We start from the raw sequence: 18,970 nt of genomic DNA, 5'->3' as shown, positions 1-18,970 counted from the left end.
TTTCCTTAGATTTCCCGTATCCACTCGAGGGTGATCGGCTGGCCTGGCTTCCCGCGCCTGATCAGCGCCCACGATTCCAGCGCCGCGCGGTCCAGCCGCACCTGGCTCAGCACGAGGAAGTAGTCGCTGCGCACCACGACCTGTGCCAGCGATTTCCGGCCCTGTACGCGCGTATTGAAATCGCCGACGTTCGCGAATGATGTGCGCTGGCGCGCCGCAACCAGTGCCTGCGCTTCCGACAGCGACATGCCTTCGACGGCCGCGGCCAGTACTTCCGCCGGCGCCGTGTTCACGTTCACCTGCTGCCCCCGCGGCAGCACGACGACGAAGTCGCGCAGCCTTTCGACGGCTGCCTGCGGAAAGCCCGCCACGAGCAGATCGTCGACACGTTGCAAGGGCATCGGCGCGCTGCCAGCGCCCTGCTGCTGCGCCGCCTGCGCGGCGCGCAGCACCAGTTGCGCCGCCGGCTGGGCCAGGCCGGCGTCCAGCTGCAACAGGCTCAGCAACTGCCCGAATGCCCGCGTTTCATCCGCGTTGATGCCGGTGTCCGAGGCCAGATTTGCCAGATTGTAACGCGACTGCGCGTCATAGATCTGGCCCTTCAGCGTGGCGTCGTAATCCTCGCCCTCGATCCGTTCGCGCTCCACGTACTGGTCCAGCCGCGTCTCGGCCAGCGGCGTGGCCCACACCCCATCGGCGCGGGTGACCGTCGGGTTGTCCAGCCCGTCCTGCCGCAGGATCAGGCGAGCCCAGTCCAGCGCGCCGCGCAGGATCCAGCGCGTCTGCAGGTGCAGCCGCTGGTTTTCCACCGAGCGCACCTGCACCTGCTGCTGCCAGAACAGGCTGGCCACGATCGTCACCGCCAGCGTCGTCAGCAGCAGCGCGGTCACGACGGCGACGCCGCGCTGGCGCTGCAAGGTCCGCCTCATGTCGCCCCCAGCAGCAAGACCTTCACCAGCGGGTTCGGTTCGTTGATCAGTTGCAGCGACATTTCCAGGCCGGCCGGCCCGGTGGTGCCGCTTGTGCCACCAGGGGCCGGGGCCCCGGAGCTGCTTGTTCCTGCACTGGTGCCGCCATTCTGCGGCTGCGTCCATCCGCCGTTGGTCCACAGGCGCACGCCCATCCCCGCCACGCCGGCATGCAGGCCGACACCCGGCACCGGGTCGCCATCGGACAGGGCGACCTGCCACAGCGCGTCCAGCTGCACGAGGTCGCGCGTGGCGGCCGATTCGCGCCGTGTCAGCACACCGTCGCGCAGGCGGTAGCTGACCACCACCAGCTGCGTGGGGCCGAGATCCGGCGCATGCGTGCGCACGAAAATCAGGCGCAGGTTGTCCGCCACCAGGTTTTGCCGCTGGGCGCCGATCACGTCGCTCTGGGCCAGCTGTTCCAGGTCGTTCTGCAACTGCGCGAAGGCCAGCTGGATGCCGCGCGTCTGTTCCATCTCCTGTGTCAGCGCCACGCGCGAGCGCAGGATGCTGTCCAGCCCGCGCCAGCCCAGCACGGCCACGATCGCCAGCACGGAGATCGCCACCAGCAGCTCGATCAGGGTGAAGCCGCGCTGCCTCATGGTTTGAGCACCAGTTGCACCAGCTTGATGATGCGGCGTTGCGGATTGGCGGTGTCGTACACGGACACTTCCACGCGGCGCAGCAGCGGGTTCGGCGAGATGATCACTTCTTCCTCGCACTGCAGTTGCAGGTCGCCCTGCGGGCAGGCGAACGAGGTCTTGCCCACCGTGGGGAACACCCTGGCCAGGCGAATCTGCACCAGCCGGTTCTCGGCCGACCAGGTGGCCATCATGGTCGTGCGCAAGCCTTCGCTGTTGCGGGTCAGGCTGCCGATCGCCTGCAGCGCGGCGACCAGCGCCGTGCCGACGATGAACAGCGCCACCAGCACTTCCAGCAGCGTGAAACCCCGTTCGCCGGGCCGCGTCGTCGCGCCGTTCACCTTACTCCACCGTGAAATGGCCGATGCCATCGGCCCGCACCGCGGTGCGCACGTCGTCGTACGCCAGCGTCAGCACGAATGGCTTGTCGACCGGTTCGCGGCCGAACACGATGCGCAGCGGCGCGCCGGGGAGATTGGTGGGGGGATCGAGCAGCAGGGTCATCGGGGTGCGCTTGAAGGCGCGTTCGCGCAGCATGTCGTCTTGCGGCAGGGTCTTCCATTCGCGCCCTTCGCGCACCAGGAAGCGGTAGCCCTGCGCGCCGGCCTCGAACGCGATCGGGCGGTTGCGCACGATGGCTTCGTCGCGCGCCAGCTGCAGCAGCAGGGCCACGCGCTGCGCTTCCTGCTGCATCGCCTGGCGCCCGCTCGGCGCCATGTTCGCCATCACCAGCCCCAGCGTGAAGCCGATGATGACCAGCACCACCAGCAGCTCGATCAGGGTGAAGCCGCGCTGGCGCATGCTGCGATCCGCCGCTTAGTTTTCCCAGGAGCCGATGTCGGCGTCCTCGCCGGTACCGCCCGGCTGGCCGTCGGCGCCGGTCGAGAACACGTCCACCTCGCCCTTGATGCCGGGCGACAGGTACTGGTACTGGAAGCCCCACGGATCCTTCGGCATCTTTTCCAGGTAGCCGCCTTCCTTCCAGCCGTTGGCGGCCGGGCCGGACGTGGGCTTGACCAGCAGCGCCTGCAGGCCCTGCTCGGTGGTCGGATAGCGAGTGTTGTCGAGCTTGTACAGTTTCAAGGATTGCATGATGGTGGCGATGTCGACCTTCGCGGCGGCGACCTTCGATTCGCCGGTGCGGGCCAGCAGCTTGGGCACCACGAGCGCGGCCAGCACGCCCATGATGACGACGACGACCATGATTTCAATGAGGGTAAAACCACGCGCGCGGCGCATGACAGGGAGACCTATTTTCATGAAGCTTCAGGACACGGTGAAAAAGCGAAAGTGCTGAAGTATAAGCCCGAAATGCTACACGACGGTGAAAAAGGAGGTAAAGAGAAGTTACCGGAAAAACGGTGACAGGCACCATTTTCCGGGAAATGTTTCGAGGAAAACGGGCCTGTTACTCATGACGCTTGCTCGAGCCGCTCTGCATGCCACTAGCGCCTCCATCTACCCCAACGGCAACTGCCGGGGTCAGACCCGACGGGTCTGACCGCAGATTTTGCGGTTGGGGTTGGCTTATCTGAGCGGCATCTGTGCCTGTCACCGGTTTCACGTGGCGCAAACCGGGCAGCCGCCCGCGCGCCCCACGCCGATGCTGGTCCACTCCATGCGCAAGCCGTCGAGCAGCAGCAGCCGGCCGGCCAGCGAGGTGCCGATGCCCATCACGATCTTCAGGGCCTCGGCCGCCTGGGTGGCGCCGACCACGCCCACCACGGGGCGAACACGCCCATCGTCGAGCACGCGACGTCTTCGAACGCCTGGTCTTGCGGGAACAGGCACGAGTAGCACGGCGCCTCGGCGCTGCGCGGGTCGAACACGCTGACCTGGCCGTCGAAGCGGATCACGGCACCGGAGACCAGCGGCACGCGTGCCGCCACGCAGGCGCGGTTGACCGCATGGCGTGTCTTGAAGTTGTCGGTGCAATCGAGGACGACGTCGCTGGCGGCGGCCAGTTCGGCCAGGCGCGCATCGTCCACGCGCTCGATCAGCGCGGTCACCCGCACGTCCGGATTGATGGCCGCGATCGCTTCCTTTGCCGACAGCGCCTTGGGCTGGCCGATGCGCGCCGTGGTGTGGGCGATCTGGCGCTGCAGGTTGGTCAGGTCGACCTCGTCGTCGTCGACGATCGTCAGGTGGCCGATGCCGGCCGTCGCCAGGTACAGCGCGGCGGGCGAACCGAGGCCGCCGGCGCCGATCACCAGCACCCGCGCGCCGAGGAGCTTCTGCTGGCCCTCGATGCCGATCTCGTCGAGGAGGATATGCCGCGAATAGCGCAGCAGCTGTTCGTCGTTCATGCGCGATTATTTTGTTTGCAAGGACGGCGCTTCCAGCGGCGCGGTTTTGGGCGGCGTCGCCTTTGGCGGCGCCACGTGCGAGGGCGGCGCCTTCTTGTCTTCCGGCTTGACGGTGTCGGTCTTCGTATCCGGCTTGACGAGGATCTCGGCAGCACCCTTTTCCGCCGGCGTGTCGGCCTTGGCCAGCTTCACCGGCAAGCCCTTGAAGTGGTTCAGCGCCTGGGCCAGCTGGAAGTCTTCCCTGGTACCGTATTCGACCGGCTTCTGCTTCTTCGCCAGCGCCAGCAGGCGCTGTTCCTCTTCCAGTTCGTCGTGGCGCACGGGGCGGGTTTCCTTGTCGTCGCCGGACAGGTGCTTCTGCAAGTCCGCCTCGCGCAGGCGCAGGCTGTTCAGGCCATCGCCTTCGGCCGTTTCATCGACGTGCACGTCCGGCTCGATGCCCTTGGCCTGGATGGCCCGGCCCTTCGGCGTGTAGTAGCGCGCGGTCGTCAGCTTGACGGCCGTGTCGGCGGTCAGCTGGCGCAGCGTCTGCACCGAGCCCTTGCCGAACGTGGTGCTGCCCATCACGGTGGCGCGCTTGTAATCCTGCAGCGCGCCGGCGACGATCTCGGAAGCCGACGCGGAACCGGCATTCACCAGCACCACCAGCGGCACGGTCTTCACCGCCGCGGGCAACCTGGCCAGCGGGTCGCCCGGGTGGCGGCCGGCATAGTATTCGGGCCGTGCATAGAAGGTCTGTTTCGAATCGGCCAGCTGGCCATTGGTGGAAACGACCACCGAATCCTTCGGCAGGAACGCCGCCGACACGCCGATCGCGCCCGGCACGACGCCGCCCGGATCGTTGCGCAGGTCCAGCACGATGCCCTTGATGTCCGGCGTCTTCTCGTACAGCGCCGCCAGTTTCTTCACCATCTCCTCGACGGTGGGCTCCTGGAACTGCGAGATGCGCAGCCACACGTAGCCGGGCTCGACCAGCTTCGCCTTCACGCTCTGCACGCGGATTTCCTCGCGCACGATCGGCACGATCAGGGGCTTGTCCTCGCCCTTGCGGGAAATCGTCAGCACGACCTTGGTGCGCGGCTCGCCGCGCATCTTCTTGATCGACTCGTCCAGCGACAGGCCCTTCAGCGGCACGTTGTCGATGCGGGTGATCAGGTCGCCGGAGCGGATGCCCGCCTTGAACGCCGGCGTATCCTCGATGGGCGAAACCACCTTTACGTAGCCATCCTCGGTGGAGACTTCGATGCCGATGCCGACGAACTTGCCCTGCACCGATTCGCGCATTTCGCGAAACGCCTTTTCGTCCAGGTACACCGAATGCGGATCGAGCGACGACACCATGCCGGCGATCGCTTCCTGCAGCAGCTTCTTGTCGTCCACGTTTTCAACGTAGTCGCTCTTGATCAGGCCGAACACATCCGACAGCTGGCGCAATTCTTCCAGCGGCAACGGGGCGTCGATCCGCTGCGCGAGCGCGGAAAAGTTCATGGAGGCGGCCACGCCGGCCACCATGCCCAGGCCGATCAGGCCGATACTCTTGAGTTTGTTACCCATTGATGTTCCACTGAGGTACTACGGAGGGTCGGCCAGCGAATCGATATTGCATGCGCTCACCCCAACTGCAAGCACTGGGGTCGAGCTGCGCATACGGCACGCCTGCAATCAACGCTTGTCAGAACTTCACCCACCCGGCGGGATCGAACGCCCGGCCCTGGTGGCGCAGCTCGAAGTATAAACCCGATTCCTCGTTGCCACCGCTGTTGCCGGCCGCGGCGATGACGTCGCCGCCCTTGACCACGTCGCCGGCCCGCTTGAGCAGCGACTGGTTGTTGCCATAGATGCTCATGTACTGGCCGCCATGGTCGACGATGATCAGGTTGCCGAAGCCGCGCAGCCAGTCGGCGAACACGACACGGCCCTGGGCCACGCTGCGGATCTCGGTGCCCTCGCCGGCGAGGATGAAGACGCCCTTCCAGCTCGGGCCGTCGCCGCGCTTGCTGCCGAAGCGGGCAGCCACGCGGCCGGACACGGGCGCGCGCATCTGCCCCTTCAGGCTGGCGAACGCGCCGGCCGGCGCGGCGGGCGCCAGCGCTACGTCCGCCGGGCGGGCCGCGCCCTCGTCGCGCGGCTCCGGTTTCACCGGTTCGCGCTGGGCGATCTTCGGTTCCGGTTTCGGCTCGGGCGCGGTGTCCGGCCTGGAGTCCGGCTTGATATCGGGCCTGGACTCGGGCTTCTGGGCGATCCTCGGCTCCGGCTTCTGCGCCGATTTCTGTTCCCTGCGTTCGCGCGCCAGCCGCTCGCGTTCGGCCCTGGCCTTGGCCGCCGCCAGGGCCCGCGCTTCCGCTTCGGCTTTCGCCCTGGCCGCGCGTTGCGCAGCGAGCCGTTCCTGGCGGGCCTTTTCCGCCGCGGCGGCGCGGGCCTGTTCTTCGATTAATTTGTTGAGGCGGTTGACCAGCGCGCCCATGCGCTGTTCGTCGCGCTCGATGCGCCCGACCTCCTTGCGCTGCGTGTCGAGCTTTTGCGACAGGCTCGCCACCAGTGCGGCGTGCCGGGCCTTCTGTTGTTCCAGCAGCGTTTTCTGCTGGCTTTCTTCCTCGGCGATTTCTACCAGCTCGTCGCGCGCGTTCTGCGCCTCGGCCTGGTTGGTTTCCACGGCCGCCAGGTTGGTGCGCAGCGATTCGATCAGCTGCGCCTGCGCCTGCGACACGTAGGACATCAGTTGCAGGTCGCGGTTGATGCGGTTCGGGTTGTCGCCGGACAGCAGCAGCTTGATCCGGTCTTCGTTGCCGGCCACATACTGCTCGCGCAGCAGCCGGGCCAGTTGCCCTTTCTGGCTGGCGATTGTGCCGGCCAGCCGCTCGCGTTCGGTCGACAGTTCGGTGATCTTCGCCGTCGTGGCGGCCGTTTCGTCGGCCAGTTCGCGCAACTGGCGATTGGCGTTCGAGATCGCCTGCTCGGACTCGGCCAGCGTGTCGGCCGCGTCCTCGCGCGCGCTTTCGGTCTGGCCGATGTCGCGCTTCAGGGCATTGAGTTTTTGCTGCAGCGCGGCGCGCTCCGCCTCGGCGGCGGCTTTCTGCTTGCTGCGGTTGGTCGGCTGCTTGGTTGGCTGCTTGGCTGGCTGCTTGGATGGCGCGGCGGCGAGGGCCTCGCCCCCGCCGAATCCCGGCGCAAGTGGAGCGATGGCCACGGCCGCAGCCACGCCGAGCGCGGCAAACCAGGCGCTGGCGCGCCGCGAACGGTGAACTGGCATCGAGCGTTACTTGGCCTTGCCCTGGTTGGCCACCGCGGCTTGCGCGGCGGCGATCGCATCCGCATCGCCCAGGTAGTAATGGCGGATGGGCTTCAGGTCGGCGTCCAGTTCGTACACCAGCGGCTGGCCGTTCGGAATGTTCAGGCCAACGATTTCCTCGTCGCTGATATTGTCCAGCATCTTGATCAGGGCGCGCAGGCTATTGCCGTGGGCCGAGATCAGGATCTTCTTGCCGGCCTTGATCTGCGGGGCGATTTCCTCGTTCCACGCCGGCAGCACGCGGGCCACCGTATCCTTCAGGCATTCGGTCAGCGGGATCTGCTCTTTCGGCAGGCCGGCATAGCGCGGGTCGTTGAACGAGGCGCGGTCGTCGCCCTCTTCCAGCGATGGCGGCGGAATATCGTAGCTGCGGCGCCAGACCAGCACCTGCTTGTCGCCGAACTTGGCGGCGGTCTCGCCCTTGTCCAGGCCCTGCAGGGCGCCATAGTGGCGCTCGTTCAGGCGCCAGTCGTTCTTCACCGGCAGGTACATCAGGTCCATTTCATCGAGCGTCAGCCACAGGGTGCGGATGGCGCGCTTGAGCACCGAGGTGTAGCACAGGTCGAACGTGTAGCCTTCGCGCTTGAGCACTTCCCCGGCGGATTTCGCTTCCTTCACGCCTTTCTCGGTCAAGTCCACGTCGGTCCAGCCGGTGAAACGGTTCTCGAGATTCCACGTGGACTCGCCATGACGCATGAAAACAATTTTGTACATAGAGCAATCTTCTCAGGAGGGTAGGATAGGAAATCGTCGGCCGGGGCCGTTGTTCGTCTTCTATTTTATAATGCGCGGATTGACTTCAACCAATGGAAGCTAAGTGAAATTCATCCTCGACCATATCTTTCTCGTTGGCATTGCCGTGTTGTCGGGCGGCGCGCTGCTGTGGCCAGCGCTCACGCAACGGGGCAAAAGGGCGACGCCGCAGCAGGTTACACTGTTGATAAACCGCGCCAAAGCCACCATTGTGGACGTACGCGACGCCGCCGCCTTCGGTGAAGGCCACCTGCCCGATGCACGCAATATCCCGCTGGGGGAACTGGCCAAGCGCAGCGGCGAGCTGGACAAATTCAAGAACAGGACGGCCGTGGTCGTCTGCCAAAAAGGGACGCGCGCCTTTGGCGCCGCAAAGATTCTGGAAAAGGCGGGATTCGCCGATGTGGTCGTTCTCGACGGCGGCATCGAAGCGTGGAAAACCCAAGGGTTGCCGATCACCAAGTAAAGAAAGGATTACCGCCATGACCGCTCAAGTAACCATGTACACCACCGCCATCTGCCCGTACTGCATCCGCGCCGAGCGGCTGCTGGAAAGCAAGGGCATCAAGAATATCGACAAGATCCGCGTCGATCTCGATCCGGCGCAGCGCCAGGTGATGATGCAGAAGACGGGGCGCCGCACGGTGCCGCAGATTTACGTGGGCGAAACCCACGTCGGCGGCTTCGACGACCTGTATGCGCTGGACCAGGCCGGCCGCCTCGATCCGCTGCTGAATGGCTGACGATTTACGTCGATTAATAAAAATGCAACGCGGGGCAAAAAAAGGCTGTTCCGCATATTTGTTTTGCTACAATTGCCCACGCGTTTGATCCAGGCCAGCACAACCGGCTCGGGGCGGACGACGATAATCATCTGTCCAATTCATTGAAAGCGTTCCATGTCTGACGAAAACCTGCAACCCGTATTCCAAATCCAACGCGTCTACCTGAAAGACATGTCGCTGGAACAGCCGAATTCCCCGGCAATCTTCCTGGAACAGCAAGCTCCGTCGATCGAAGTAGCCCTGGACGTGGGCGCCGTGCCCCTGCAGGAAGGCATCTTCGAATCCACCGTGACGATCACCGTGACCGCCAAGGTAGCCGACAAGGTGGCGTTCCTGGTGGAAGGCAAGCAGGCAGGCATCTTCGAAGCACGCAACATCCCGGCCGAACAGCTGGATCCGCTGCTGGGTATCGGTTGCCCGAACATCGTGTACCCGTACCTGCGCGCCAACATCGCCGACCTGATCACCCGTGCCGGTTTCCCGCCAGTCCACCTGGCCGAGATCAACTTCGAAGTGTTCTACCAGCAGCGCCTGCAGGCTATCGCCGAACAGCAAGCCAAGACCGCCGAAGGCACCAACACCGTTCAGTAATCGCTGAACCGGGAGCGGCCGGGGGCATCCCCGGATTGAATTCCCGCAGCCGCTTCTCCCATTCAAAGGCCCATTGTGGCCTTTGATCATTTTGGACGAAAGTTTTTAGCAATGAGTATTACCCGCTTGATAATAGGAGCCGCTCTGCTGCTGAGCACCACCAGCTGGGCTGCCGATTACAAGACGGTTGGCGCGGCGCCCGCCGTGCTGTACGACGCCCCGTCCACCAAGGGCGTCAAGCTGTTCATCGTGCCGCGCGGCGCGCCGCTGGAAGTCGTGCTGACCTATGGCGACTGGGTCAAGGTGCGCGACATGTCCGGCGACCTGGCCTGGACACCCGCGCGCGGCCTCTCCTCCCGCCGCAACGTCATCGTGCGCGTACCGAACGTGAAGGTGCGCGCGGCCGAGGATGACACGTCCGCCGTCGTATTTACGGCCGACAAGGGGGTTCTGCTGGAGCTGGGCGAGCCCGGCGCGAACGGCTGGGTCAAGGTGCGGCATCGCGATGGCTCGAACGGCTTCGTGCGCAGCAGCGACGTCTGGGGTCTTTGATACCGCCGTGACGGTATCGCGCATATTGGATACCGAGACGGCGATATAGGACGTTTTTGGATACCGCAACGGCGGTATCGAGGTTTTTTGGTACCGCCGCTGCGGTATCCGGGGTATTCGACATGCAAGAGAATCAAGCGAACCGGCGCCGTATTACCGTACTGGGCGCCGGTGCCTGGGGCACGGCCGTCGCCATCGCCGTGGCCGCGCGCCATGACGTGCTCCTGTGGGGCCGCAACGCCGATGCGATGGCCGACATGGCCGCCGCACGCGACAACACCCATTACCTGCCCGGTTTTCCCTTTCCGCCGGCATTGCGCGTGACAGCCGATTTCGACGAGGCCGTTGCCCACGTGCAGCGCGACGGCGCTGCCGATGGCGAGGAGGGCCTGCTGATCGCGGCCACGCCCGTCGCCGGCCTGCGGCCCTTGCTGCACAGCCTGAAGGGGCGGCCGATCCCGAACCTGGTCTGGCTGTGCAAGGGGTTCGAGTACGTAACAGGCTTGCTGCCGCACCAGATCTTCCGGGACGTGCTGGGCGACGAGATCGCCGGCGGCGCGCTGTCGGGTCCATCCTTCGCGCAGGAGGTCGCGCGCGGCCTGCCCTGCGCGCTGACCATCGCTTCGACCTCGGCGGCATTGCGCGACTGCGTGGTGGCCGTGGTGCACGGCGGTACGATGCGCGTCTATTCAAGCGACGACCTGATCGGCGTGGAAGTCGGCGGTGCCGTGAAGAACGTGATGGCCATCGCCACCGGCTGCGCGGACGGCATGGGCCTGGGCCTGAATGCCCGCGCCGCGCTGATCACCCGCGGCCTGGCCGAAGTGACCCGGCTGGGTACCACGCTGGGCGGCAATATCGAAACGTTCATGGGCCTGACAGGCATGGGCGACCTGATCCTCACGTGCACGGGCGACCTGTCGCGCAACCGGCGCGTGGGCCTGGGCCTGGCGCAAGGCAAGGCGCTCGATACCATCGTGGCCGAGCTGGGGCACGTGGCCGAAGGCGTGCCATGCGCCAAGGCCGTGCGCGAACTGGCCGCCCGGCTGGGCGTCGACATGCCGCTCACCAATGGCGTGGCATCGATGCTGTTCGATGGCGTCAAGCCGGAAGCACTGGTGGCCCGGATGCTGGCCCGCGATCCCCGCGATGAGACACTTGCGCCCGCTTCAAAGTAACTCTGATTCAGTCCAATTAACTTACCAAAAGGCATGATAGACTTGACGAATTAGCTTGCACGTTTGTCATCATGCCTGCGCGATTCCCCACTTTCCGTGCCAATCTGCCGGCGCACAGCGTGCTTGTCTCGCGGTGCGCCGGCATTGCTTTTACGGGCGTCCAGGCGCCGCGAACGCCTTGCACCGGTACGCCTGCCAACGGCCGGCTTTTCCTGCCCAACTGCTGACCACGACTGGAGAAATCGTATGGAAACCCTGCGTCCATGGCACCTGGACTTCTCGACGCCACCGGAACCGGCACTGGAATTGCGGTCGGCGTCAGTCGTCAGCCTCGTGCTGCCGTGCTTCCACGAGCTGGAGCTGGGCGGCGTGCAGCTGCTCAGCCTGGGCATCATCGGCGAATACCTGGCCAAGGTCTGTGAATCGACGGAGAAACGGCCCCGTTTCCACGTCGAGGTCGTGTGCGGCAACAGCTTCAGAAAGGACAAGCCATGAGCCGGCTTCCCGCTGCGCTGGTGTCGAAAGTGCCCGCTGCGGCATCGGCATGCTCCGCCATCGTTTACTTCGCGTTCAGCGAAGGCTTCCACAATTACCTGGCGACGCTGTGGCAGGCGGTGCGCACTGTCGCGGAGCACCTGCGGTGAGCGCGTTTCTTTACCTGCTGCTGTGTGCCTGGACCGCGGCTGCCGTTGCACGCCGCTTTGCCGCCGAACGGGGCCTGGTGGCGGTCACCGTGTTCTTCGCTGCCTTGCTGCTGCCCTTCCATGCCCTGGGGTTGCTGGAGTTGATGACCGGCTGGCCCGGCGCTTCCGTCGGCCACGCGGCACTGCTGCTGCTGCTGGCAGTGCTGGCGCTGCGCCTCGTCCCTGCCATGCCGGCCGGTTTCTCCTGGCCACGCGGGCAGCGCGAATTCCTGCCATGGCTGACCCTGGCTGCTTTGACCCTGCCTGCTTTGACCCTGGCTGTTTTCCTGCTGGCCGGTGTGATGCTGGCCTTCGGGCGGCCCCAGGGCTACGAGGTGATGGCCTATCACCTGCCCCTGTCCGTCGACTTGCTGCAAACCCGCTCGCTGATGGGATGGGACCGCAACTTTCCCCATACCTTCCCTGCCAATGCCAGCGTGCTGTGGGCGGTCTTGCTCGACTGGCTGCCCGAACGGCTCGTGTCAAGCGCCGACCTGTTGCTGCTGGTGCCACTGGTGATGGCCACGTACACGCTGTGCCGGCAGGCCGACGCCGATCGCAAGGCGTCGCTGTATGCCTGCTGCGGCCTGCTCGGCGTGCCGATGGTCGCGTTTTCATCGGTCGAGCTGGGCGCCGATATCGGCGGCATGGCCTTCGCGGCGCTGGCGATGTGTTTTGTGCTGTCATCGCTGCGCCCGCCGCTGGCCATGGCCCTGGCCGGCCTGTGCATGGGACTGGCGATCGGCTTCAAGAGCCTGCACCTGCTGAGCGCCATGGCCGTCGGGCTGGTGGCCTGCGCACGCGGCCGCACCCTGGCCGGCGCACTGCGCAACGCGGCCGTGTTCGGCACGGTGGCAGCGCTGGCGGGCGGCTTCTGGTTGCTGCGCAACGCGATCGTGCTCGGCAATCCGCTGCATCCGGTCGGCGTACCGCTGATCGGTAAATGGATGGGCTGGCTGCCGGCGCCGGATTTCGACCTGTCGCTGCGCCAGGTGACGCAACTCGAATGGGTCAGCAATACCTGGCAGTGGCTGGTCTATCCATGGATGGAAACGCAGCACTACGGCCAGAACTTCAAGCACAGCTCGGGCTTGGGGGCCTTCCTCGCCACGGCGATTCCCGGCACGGCGGTAGCGCTGGCCGCCGCGACGGTGCGCGATGGCCCGCGCCTGCATCGGGTGCGCCTGTCGCTGCTGTTCGCGGTCCTGTTCATCGTGGCCGCATGGTTCCTGCTGGGCGACCGGCAGCCGCGCTATGTGCTGGGGGCATTGCCGCTGGCACTGCCACTGCTGGCATGGGTCGTCACGCAAGCCACCGGGCAGTGGCGCCGGGTGTTCGATATCACCCTTGCCGTGTGCATCGTGGCGATGCTGGGCGTGTTCCTGTCGCGCCAGGCGCTGCAGTTCGGCGACCGTATCGTGCTGTCGCGGCAGACGGCGCGGCCGGCGTTCTACGAATACCCGCCGCTGCTCGATGCGTTGCCGGCCGGGTCGACGATCCTGAATACCGCCGACCGCAGCTGGCACTATCCGCTGTTCGGCGCGGCGCTGTCGAACCGTGTCGTCAGCATGCCGGAAGCACGGCGCATGATGGGATTGCCACCGAGCCTGAGCGCGCCCCGCGGGCTTACGCTGGCGGCCGCGCCATTGCGCGCAGCCGGCGTGACACATGTGTTCGTGACGGGAACCAGCGTGACAGCCGGCGCTTGCCTGCAGCTGGACAACGTCGCGCAGCTGGACCGCAATCCCGTCAACGGCATGCCGCTCGGCAGCCCGCGCACGCTGTATGCGGTGCGCTACCTGTGCCCGTGACGCGGCACGGACCGGGAAACGGGCGGGTCAGCTCTTCAGCACGATCGTCAGCAAGGCCACCGAATCGGCGACCGCCTTCAGCGCATGCGGCGTTGCCCCGGCGAGAAACAGCATTTCGCCGCCATGCAGCGTCGCCGTGCGGCCATGCGCCTCCACGGCGACTTCGCCGGACAGGCATTGCAGCGTGATTTCTCCCTTGACCCAGTGTTCGGGCATGGTTTTCCCGGTGGGCAGCACCAGGCGGATCAGTTCGATATCGTCGGTCTTGGCCAGTGCGATCGAAGAAAACTGCGAGCCGTCTTCACCGCTGCGCTGCAATGCGATGACCTGGCCGGAAGAAGCGTGTTGCAGAGCCATGAGCACTCCCGTGATTGAACGTTGTGCTCATCTTATCAAACCGGCAGGGGATGCCGCGCTGCATTGAACTGGCCGGTCAGTTGGGTCAGTTCGCCGGTGCCAGCGCCCGGGCATCTTCCTTGAGGACGCCGCACGCGATCAGCGCGTCGATATCCTTGGCCCGGCCGCGCAGCGACCGGGTGGCCGACTGCGCCAGCACGTCGCGCCAGCGCGCTTCTTCCGCCGCGCCGCTGGCCTGCCCCGCGCCGGGAACGGCGTCTCGCGCGGCCGTGTGCTTGAGCGACGACAGCGTGAGGGGCCAGCGGGTTTCCTTCGGCGCATACGCCATCCGCGCCGTCAGCAATTGCTCCATGCGCCCGGCGGCCGCCTTCATCGGCTCCGCCGCGGGCGCGCCGCTGGCATGCAGCTGGAGGATTTCCCTGGCCACCGCCATCTCCGGAACGATGAAATCCTTGAGCAGGTAGTAGTACCTCACCTGGGCCGCCACTGCCGCCATGCCGGCCTGTTTCACTGCTGCCTGCCTCACTGTTGCCTGCTTTGGGCCGGCCTGCGCGATGGCGGCTTGTTTCACGGCCTGCGCATTGCGATCGTTCGCCTGCCCCGCCGCACAGCCATCCTTCATCGATTGCACCACTTCGTTGTCGAACGCATGGGCCACCGATGTGACCGCAACGGCTTCGCGCACATCTTCGTGGAAGATCACCAGCAGCCGCGCCAGTTCGGCCTGCACTTGCGCGTCGAAGCCGGAACGCTGCCTGTCGACCTTCTTCGACAGCGCGGCAAGCTGGCTTGCCGCGGGATCCCGGCAGGTTTCTATCAGCTCGCCGGTAAAGGTGAACGCATTCCTGCCCAACAGCTCCTGGCATTGCTGGTAAGTGGCGGTCAGCTCTTCGAGGTTGGCGGCGATGTTGCCGACATTCGCCGCCGCATTCGGCGGCCTGGCCTGCGACGCGTCGATGGCGTTCTTGCCGAGGAAGAGCGAGCCGGCACCGCCGGCCACGACCAGGACGGCGGCGGCAAGCAGGACCAGCTTGAATTTGCCGGAAGCCCTGGCTTCATGGCCATAGAACACGCCGCGCACTTTCGGCTGCTGGCCGATGTGGGCAGCAATCGTTGGCCAGCCCCAGACCGCCACCGAGGACTGGCCGGCGGCCTGACGGCTGGCGGTCAACCCGGCCGCATGCGCCTGCAATCCAGCATCGCCGGGCCCTGCCGACAACAGGATGAACTCATCGGCCGGATGGGGGAAGTCCGCCGCCTCCGCCAGCGCCATGTCGACATCGGCCGGGGTCAGCGGCTGGCCATAACGCTCGGTGCGCCCCTCGATCCGCAATGCCACCACCCGGCCATCGGCCAGCTTCGCCCACGCATCCACGCCATTCTTGCGCTGGCCCGCGCTGCCCCAGCGGCGCAGGCGGGTCGCGTAGATCTCGGATAACAGGGCGATGGACAAACGCTCGAAATCCTGCCAGTTCGAGGGACGGGCAAAATCGTTTGCGGCGGAAGAGGTCATGTAGTGCTCCGGAACGTTCGGCCCGTGCTGTCGACTTCCACGATGACTTTTCCAGGCCTTGAAAAGCACGGATATTAGCAGGCGTGGCTGTCCAGCGATCGCTGCACGAGCCCGCGATGGCGGGACTGCGCGCCTGCGGCCGGGATCAGCCAGTGGTCAGCGGCGAACTGCTGGCGTCGTAGGCAGTCCAGGTATTGCGCCCGGCTTCCTTGGATTTGTAGAGCGCGATATCGGCGCACTTGTAGAGCCGCTCGGCGCTGTCCTGCTCTTTGGCATAGCCTGCCACGCCGACGCTTGCGCTGATGCGCATCGTGTGCTCGCCATGGATGACCGGCGTGGCGATGGCGGCCACGATCCGCTCGCAGATATCCTGCACGACCGCGGGTTCGTAGCCCGGCGCCAGCAGGATCGCGAACTCGTCGCCGCCCAGGCGCGCGACGAGGTCGCCTTCCCGCACGACCGACCGGAGGCGCTCCGCGGCAGTGACGAGCAGCGCATCGCCGGCATCGTGCCCCAGCGTGTCGTTGACCGACTTGAAATGGTCGAGGTCGACCAGCAGCAGGGCGAACGGCTGGCCGCCACGCGCCGCCTGCGCGGTCATCCGGCGCAGCGTATCGTTGAACAGGCGCCGGTTCGGCAGGCCCGTCAGCGTATCGCCATAGGCCAGCTCCTCGAGCCGCGCCTGGGTGGCCCGCAACTCGGCTGTGCGGCCGGCGATGATCGCTTCCAGCTCGCGCTTTTTCCGGCGCAGCAGCGAGGTACGCGCCTGCATCAGCAGCACGAGCAGGAGCAGCACGCACAGGCCACCCAGGGCGCGCACCCAGTCTTTCTGGTGCCAGGCGGGCAGCGCGACGACTGGCACGCGCAGGATGGCGTCCGCTCCGTCGCTTGCCGTGCCACGCAGTTCGAGCGTGTATTTCCCCGGCGGCAGGTTGGTGTAGCCCGCCCGGGGTGGTACGGCGCTGGTTTCGATCCAGTCCCGGTCGAAGCCATCGAGCCTGTAGGCATACTGGCGGTAGCCGGGCGGCGCAAAATCGAGCGCGGAGAATTCCAGAGCGATGCCGCGCTCCCGTTCTTCGGGCGCGATCCGCAGCGGCATGCCGGTGCCCCCGTTCGACGGCACCGATGTCATGCTCCTGCCCCCCAGCGATACCTGCGTGATGGCCATGGAAGGGCGGTAGCCGGGCCGCTTCAGGTGTGCCGGCCGAAGGACGGTCACGCCGGAAACGCCGCCGAACACGATATCCCCGGCTGGTGTCCGCACGCCTGCACCGGTCCAGTAGGCCGAAATCTGCAGGCCGTCGGCAATGCCGAGTCTTCGTATGACGAACGTATCGGCATCGATTCCCGCCACGCCATTGTCGGTACTGATCCAGATCCGGCCGGCGGTGTCCTCCACCAGGGCATTCACGCCGTTGTCGGGAAGACCTTCAGCGGTGCCGAAGCGGCGGAACCTGTGCCGTCCCTGGGCATCGGTGCGTTCCAGCACGGCGATGCCGGCCGAGAAAGTGGAAATCCACACGCGCCCCCTGGCATCCTGGATGATCGACGACACATAGTGCCCCGGCGTGTTCGGCTGGGCGGCGGGATCGAGCGACACCCGCTCCACCACGTTGGTCCTGGTATCGAGCCGGGCCAGGCCCGCCATGGTACCGACCCAGACACTGCCATCGTCCAGTGCCCGGATTGCCGTGACACGGGAATCGCCCAGCGCACGGTCTTCATGACGGATGACTTGCACCGATCCGTCCGGCGCCATCTTCAGGCCCCAGATACCGTCCAGCCCGCCCAACCACAGCACGCCGTCGTGCCAGGCCAGGCTCCAGGCCGGACTTGCGCCGGGCCGCCCGGCTATATCGATGCGCCGGATGTCGCGGCCATCCGCGGTACTGCGAAACACACCGTGCTGGGTAGCGATGAATACGGTGTCCCCGGGTCCATTGGCCATCGCCAGGACACGGCTCTTCGGCAGTCCCCTGGTTCGCGTGCCGGTTGCCGGCGCGAATTCCCCCATTGCGCCCCGGGTCGGGTCGACGATCTCGATCCTTCCCGCCATGACGCCGAACCATACGCTGCCATCCGGCCGTGCCAGCAGGCTCGGTACGTCGAGCTTCCCCGGGCTGCCCAGCGAGCGGATGGTAATGATGCCGTTGGTACGGGGGTCGTGCTGGCTGAGGCCATCCATCGTGGCGACGAATACCTGCCCGCTGTGGTCGCGCAACATTGCACTGACATCATCTTCGATCAGGCTGTCCGCGATTTCCGCATGGTGCCGGATACGGCGCGTGCGGCCGTGCTCGACGTCGACCTCGACGATTCCACCGCCCTCCGTTCCCAGCCATATCACGCTGGCCGTCTTCTCCACGATGGAATAAATCCGCTCGTTCTGCAGGGTCGACGGGCCCGGCGACTCGCCCACTGCGACCGGGCCCTGGCGGGGATCACCTTGCATGAAAGCGCCATTGGCACGCGTGCCGATCCAGATCCTGCCGGCGCTATCCTGGTAAAGCGTGCTGATGGTTGGCTGGCCGGCACCTTCGACCGGCAGGCGCACCTGCACGAGCGGCTGGTTATCCGCGTTACGCCGCCACAAACCTTTCTTCGTACCGATCCACAGCGTCCCACTGCGATCGCGCAGCAGCGATTCGATGCCACTCTTGACCAACGCCATGCTGTCGACCTGGGGAGCACCGCTTTGCGCACCGTGCACCACACCCGCGGCATCGATGCGTTCCAGCCCGGCGCCGGTGCCAACCCACATGCCACCTTTGCCATCCTCGGCCATCGAGGTCACCTGCACATGGCTCAGGCCGCCCTTCCCCACCCCTACGGTGACGAAGTTGTCCTGCGCGGCGTCGTACCGTGCAATACCGCCGCTATTGGTGCCGATCCACAGGCGGCCGGTGCTGTCGATGCGGAGGTTGAGAATATAGCTGTCCGGCAGCGAGCCGGATTTCCCGGGGGCCGCCTGATAGCGGCGGAACTGGAAACCGTCCCAGCGCATCAGGCCGGTCTGCGTACCGAGCCAGATGAACCCCTGCCGATCCTGGGCCAGGGAGGTGCCCACGCCCAGCGATGGGGCCTTGTGGTGGAGAAACGACGTATGGGCCAGCGTGGACCACGGCGCGGGCGCGGCCGCGTGAACGGTCCGTGGAAGCCAGGGCAGTGCCAGCAGGGCAAGCAGGGTCAGGCAGCTGAAAATTCGGCTCAGATAGGGCATTTGAACATTTTTGTTTCCACTTGGAATCATCATATACCGTATTCGTGCCGATCGCGCGTGCCGAGGGTGCGAATGCCACAGTCTGTGGCGGCAATGCTGGTCTGCCACTTCGCAAAGTGTTGCCGGTTCCGACATGAAACCTGAGCATAGCGCAGTTCGGTGCGAGGCTGCGGCATGGCAGGCGGGGCGAACCGGCATCACCGGAGGCAAAGGTTCTTGTCGATCTCCTGTCGGGCTTCAAGGTATGCCGCCGCGGCCAGACTCGGATGCTTCCAGCAACCTGTCCGGGAGGCCGTGAAAACAAAAAGGGGCACATGCAAGTT

At 65.8% G+C, this 18,970-nt stretch carries 19 protein-coding genes and 1 pseudogene; 8 read left to right on the top strand and 12 right to left on the bottom strand.

What is annotated here, in order from left to right:
• Positions 1-5 precede the first annotated feature (5 nt).
• The 9 genes and pseudogenes from gspK to gpmA all read right to left on the bottom strand — a co-directional run bounded on the left by gspK (position 6) and on the right by gpmA (position 7,918).
• Complete coding sequence (gspK, locus tag OU994_RS03150; protein WP_281609601.1) at positions 6-929, bottom strand: type II secretion system minor pseudopilin GspK; 924 nt, start codon at positions 927-929, stop codon at positions 6-8.
• A complete protein-coding gene (locus tag OU994_RS03145) occupies positions 926-1,570 on the bottom strand; it encodes a type II secretion system protein J (protein ID WP_281609600.1) in 645 nt (214 codons plus the stop codon). The genes gspK and OU994_RS03145 overlap by 4 nt, the downstream gene beginning before the upstream one ends.
• On the bottom strand, positions 1,567-1,980 hold the full coding sequence (gene gspI / locus OU994_RS03140) for a type II secretion system minor pseudopilin GspI (protein WP_373922536.1): 414 nt from the start codon (positions 1,978-1,980) through the stop codon (positions 1,567-1,569). The genes OU994_RS03145 and gspI overlap by 4 nt, the downstream gene beginning before the upstream one ends.
• Complete coding sequence (gspH, locus tag OU994_RS03135) at positions 1,952-2,410, bottom strand: type II secretion system minor pseudopilin GspH (protein WP_281609598.1); 459 nt, start codon at positions 2,408-2,410, stop codon at positions 1,952-1,954. Before gspH ends, gspI begins: the two co-directional genes overlap by 29 nt.
• 15 nt (positions 2,411-2,425) lie before the next feature.
• Positions 2,426-2,869 carry a type II secretion system major pseudopilin GspG gene (gene gspG, locus OU994_RS03130; RefSeq protein ID WP_131148182.1) on the bottom strand — a complete coding sequence of 148 codons (444 nt, stop codon included), beginning with the start codon at positions 2,867-2,869 and terminating at the stop codon, positions 2,426-2,428.
• A gap of 300 nt (positions 2,870-3,169) precedes the next feature.
• Positions 3,170-3,915, bottom strand: a pseudogene (locus tag OU994_RS03125) (ThiF family adenylyltransferase).
• 6 nt (positions 3,916-3,921) lie between these two features.
• On the bottom strand, positions 3,922-5,469 hold the full coding sequence (locus OU994_RS03120) for a S41 family peptidase (protein ID WP_281609597.1): 1,548 nt from the start codon (positions 5,467-5,469) through the stop codon (positions 3,922-3,924).
• A 118-nt stretch (positions 5,470-5,587) separates the two neighbouring features.
• Complete coding sequence (locus tag OU994_RS03115; protein WP_281609596.1) at positions 5,588-7,165, bottom strand: peptidoglycan DD-metalloendopeptidase family protein; 1,578 nt, start codon at positions 7,163-7,165, stop codon at positions 5,588-5,590.
• A gap of 6 nt (positions 7,166-7,171) precedes the next feature.
• Positions 7,172-7,918 carry a 2,3-diphosphoglycerate-dependent phosphoglycerate mutase gene (gene gpmA / locus OU994_RS03110; RefSeq protein WP_131148186.1) on the bottom strand — a complete coding sequence of 249 codons (747 nt, stop codon included), beginning with the start codon at positions 7,916-7,918 and terminating at the stop codon, positions 7,172-7,174.
• A 103-nt stretch (positions 7,919-8,021) separates the two neighbouring features.
• Here gpmA and OU994_RS03105 point away from each other — a divergent pair, with 103 nt between their 5' ends.
• The 8 genes from OU994_RS03105 (at position 8,022) to OU994_RS03070 (ending at position 13,557) form a co-directional block, all read left to right on the top strand.
• Positions 8,022-8,423 (top strand): rhodanese-like domain-containing protein, encoded by a 402-nt coding sequence (locus OU994_RS03105; protein WP_281609595.1) that lies wholly within the window; start codon positions 8,022-8,024, stop codon positions 8,421-8,423.
• A gap of 16 nt (positions 8,424-8,439) precedes the next feature.
• Entirely contained in the window at positions 8,440-8,700 is a 261-nt protein-coding gene (gene grxC / locus OU994_RS03100) for a glutaredoxin 3 (protein WP_131148188.1), read from the top strand.
• Between the two features lie 156 nt (positions 8,701-8,856).
• Complete coding sequence (gene secB / locus OU994_RS03095; protein ID WP_131148189.1) at positions 8,857-9,333, top strand: protein-export chaperone SecB; 477 nt, start codon at positions 8,857-8,859, stop codon at positions 9,331-9,333.
• Positions 9,334-9,444: 111 nt separating this feature from the next.
• Positions 9,445-9,885: an SH3 domain-containing protein gene (locus OU994_RS03090; RefSeq protein WP_281609594.1), complete on the top strand. Its 441-nt coding sequence runs from the start codon at positions 9,445-9,447 to the stop codon at positions 9,883-9,885.
• A gap of 122 nt (positions 9,886-10,007) precedes the next feature.
• Positions 10,008-11,063, top strand: a complete 1,056-nt coding sequence (locus OU994_RS03085) for an NAD(P)H-dependent glycerol-3-phosphate dehydrogenase (protein ID WP_281609593.1) — start codon at positions 10,008-10,010, stop codon at positions 11,061-11,063.
• A gap of 246 nt (positions 11,064-11,309) precedes the next feature.
• A complete protein-coding gene (locus OU994_RS03080; protein ID WP_281609592.1) occupies positions 11,310-11,558 on the top strand; it encodes a hypothetical protein in 249 nt (82 codons plus the stop codon).
• A complete protein-coding gene (locus OU994_RS03075) occupies positions 11,555-11,707 on the top strand; it encodes a hypothetical protein (protein WP_165497801.1) in 153 nt (50 codons plus the stop codon). The genes OU994_RS03080 and OU994_RS03075 overlap by 4 nt, the downstream gene beginning before the upstream one ends.
• Complete coding sequence (locus OU994_RS03070; protein ID WP_281609591.1) at positions 11,704-13,557, top strand: hypothetical protein; 1,854 nt, start codon at positions 11,704-11,706, stop codon at positions 13,555-13,557. The genes OU994_RS03075 and OU994_RS03070 overlap by 4 nt, the downstream gene beginning before the upstream one ends.
• Before the next feature lie 27 nt (positions 13,558-13,584).
• Here the strand turns inward: OU994_RS03070 and OU994_RS03065 are convergent, their stop codons facing one another.
• The 3 genes from OU994_RS03065 to OU994_RS03055 form a co-directional block, all read right to left on the bottom strand.
• Positions 13,585-13,914 carry a hypothetical protein gene (locus OU994_RS03065; RefSeq protein ID WP_281609590.1) on the bottom strand — a complete coding sequence of 110 codons (330 nt, stop codon included), beginning with the start codon at positions 13,912-13,914 and terminating at the stop codon, positions 13,585-13,587.
• A gap of 85 nt (positions 13,915-13,999) precedes the next feature.
• Positions 14,000-15,427, bottom strand: a complete 1,428-nt coding sequence (locus OU994_RS03060) for a hypothetical protein (RefSeq protein WP_281609589.1) — start codon at positions 15,425-15,427, stop codon at positions 14,000-14,002.
• Between the two features lie 145 nt (positions 15,428-15,572).
• A complete protein-coding gene (locus OU994_RS03055) occupies positions 15,573-18,647 on the bottom strand; it encodes a ligand-binding sensor domain-containing diguanylate cyclase (RefSeq protein ID WP_281609588.1) in 3,075 nt (1,024 codons plus the stop codon).
• Positions 18,648-18,970 lie beyond the last annotated feature (323 nt).

It is taken from the genome of Pseudoduganella sp. SL102, from assembly GCF_027856995.1.
Taxonomy (GTDB): Bacteria; Pseudomonadota; Gammaproteobacteria; order Burkholderiales; family Burkholderiaceae_D; genus Rugamonas; species Rugamonas albidiflava.
Note: the sequence above shows the minus strand (reverse complement) of the source record. Positions and strands in the feature narration are given on the sequence as shown.

Coding starts and splice junctions, on each gene's coding strand:
- OU994_RS03065 (WP_281609590.1), bottom strand. CDS start 13,914: ATGGCTCTGCAACACGCTTCTTCCGGCCAGGTCATCGCATTGCAGCGC.
- OU994_RS03090 (WP_281609594.1), top strand. CDS start 9,445: ATGAGTATTACCCGCTTGATAATAGGAGCCGCTCTGCTGCTGAGCACC.
- OU994_RS03080 (WP_281609592.1), top strand. CDS start 11,310: ATGGAAACCCTGCGTCCATGGCACCTGGACTTCTCGACGCCACCGGAA.
- gspI (WP_373922536.1), bottom strand. CDS start 1,980: ATGGCATCGGCCATTTCACGGTGGAGTAAGGTGAACGGCGCGACGACG.
- OU994_RS03115 (WP_281609596.1), bottom strand. CDS start 7,165: ATGCCAGTTCACCGTTCGCGGCGCGCCAGCGCCTGGTTTGCCGCGCTC.
- gspK (WP_281609601.1), bottom strand. CDS start 929: ATGAGGCGGACCTTGCAGCGCCAGCGCGGCGTCGCCGTCGTGACCGCG.
- OU994_RS03120 (WP_281609597.1), bottom strand. CDS start 5,469: ATGGGTAACAAACTCAAGAGTATCGGCCTGATCGGCCTGGGCATGGTG.
- gpmA (WP_131148186.1), bottom strand. CDS start 7,918: ATGTACAAAATTGTTTTCATGCGTCATGGCGAGTCCACGTGGAATCTC.
- OU994_RS03060 (WP_281609589.1), bottom strand. CDS start 15,427: ATGACCTCTTCCGCCGCAAACGATTTTGCCCGTCCCTCGAACTGGCAG.
- grxC (WP_131148188.1), top strand. CDS start 8,440: ATGACCGCTCAAGTAACCATGTACACCACCGCCATCTGCCCGTACTGC.
- OU994_RS03145 (WP_281609600.1), bottom strand. CDS start 1,570: ATGAGGCAGCGCGGCTTCACCCTGATCGAGCTGCTGGTGGCGATCTCC.
- secB (WP_131148189.1), top strand. CDS start 8,857: ATGTCTGACGAAAACCTGCAACCCGTATTCCAAATCCAACGCGTCTAC.
- gspH (WP_281609598.1), bottom strand. CDS start 2,410: ATGCGCCAGCGCGGCTTCACCCTGATCGAGCTGCTGGTGGTGCTGGTC.
- OU994_RS03085 (WP_281609593.1), top strand. CDS start 10,008: ATGCAAGAGAATCAAGCGAACCGGCGCCGTATTACCGTACTGGGCGCC.
- OU994_RS03075 (WP_165497801.1), top strand. CDS start 11,555: ATGAGCCGGCTTCCCGCTGCGCTGGTGTCGAAAGTGCCCGCTGCGGCA.
- gspG (WP_131148182.1), bottom strand. CDS start 2,869: ATGAAAATAGGTCTCCCTGTCATGCGCCGCGCGCGTGGTTTTACCCTC.
- OU994_RS03055 (WP_281609588.1), bottom strand. CDS start 18,647: ATGCCCTATCTGAGCCGAATTTTCAGCTGCCTGACCCTGCTTGCCCTG.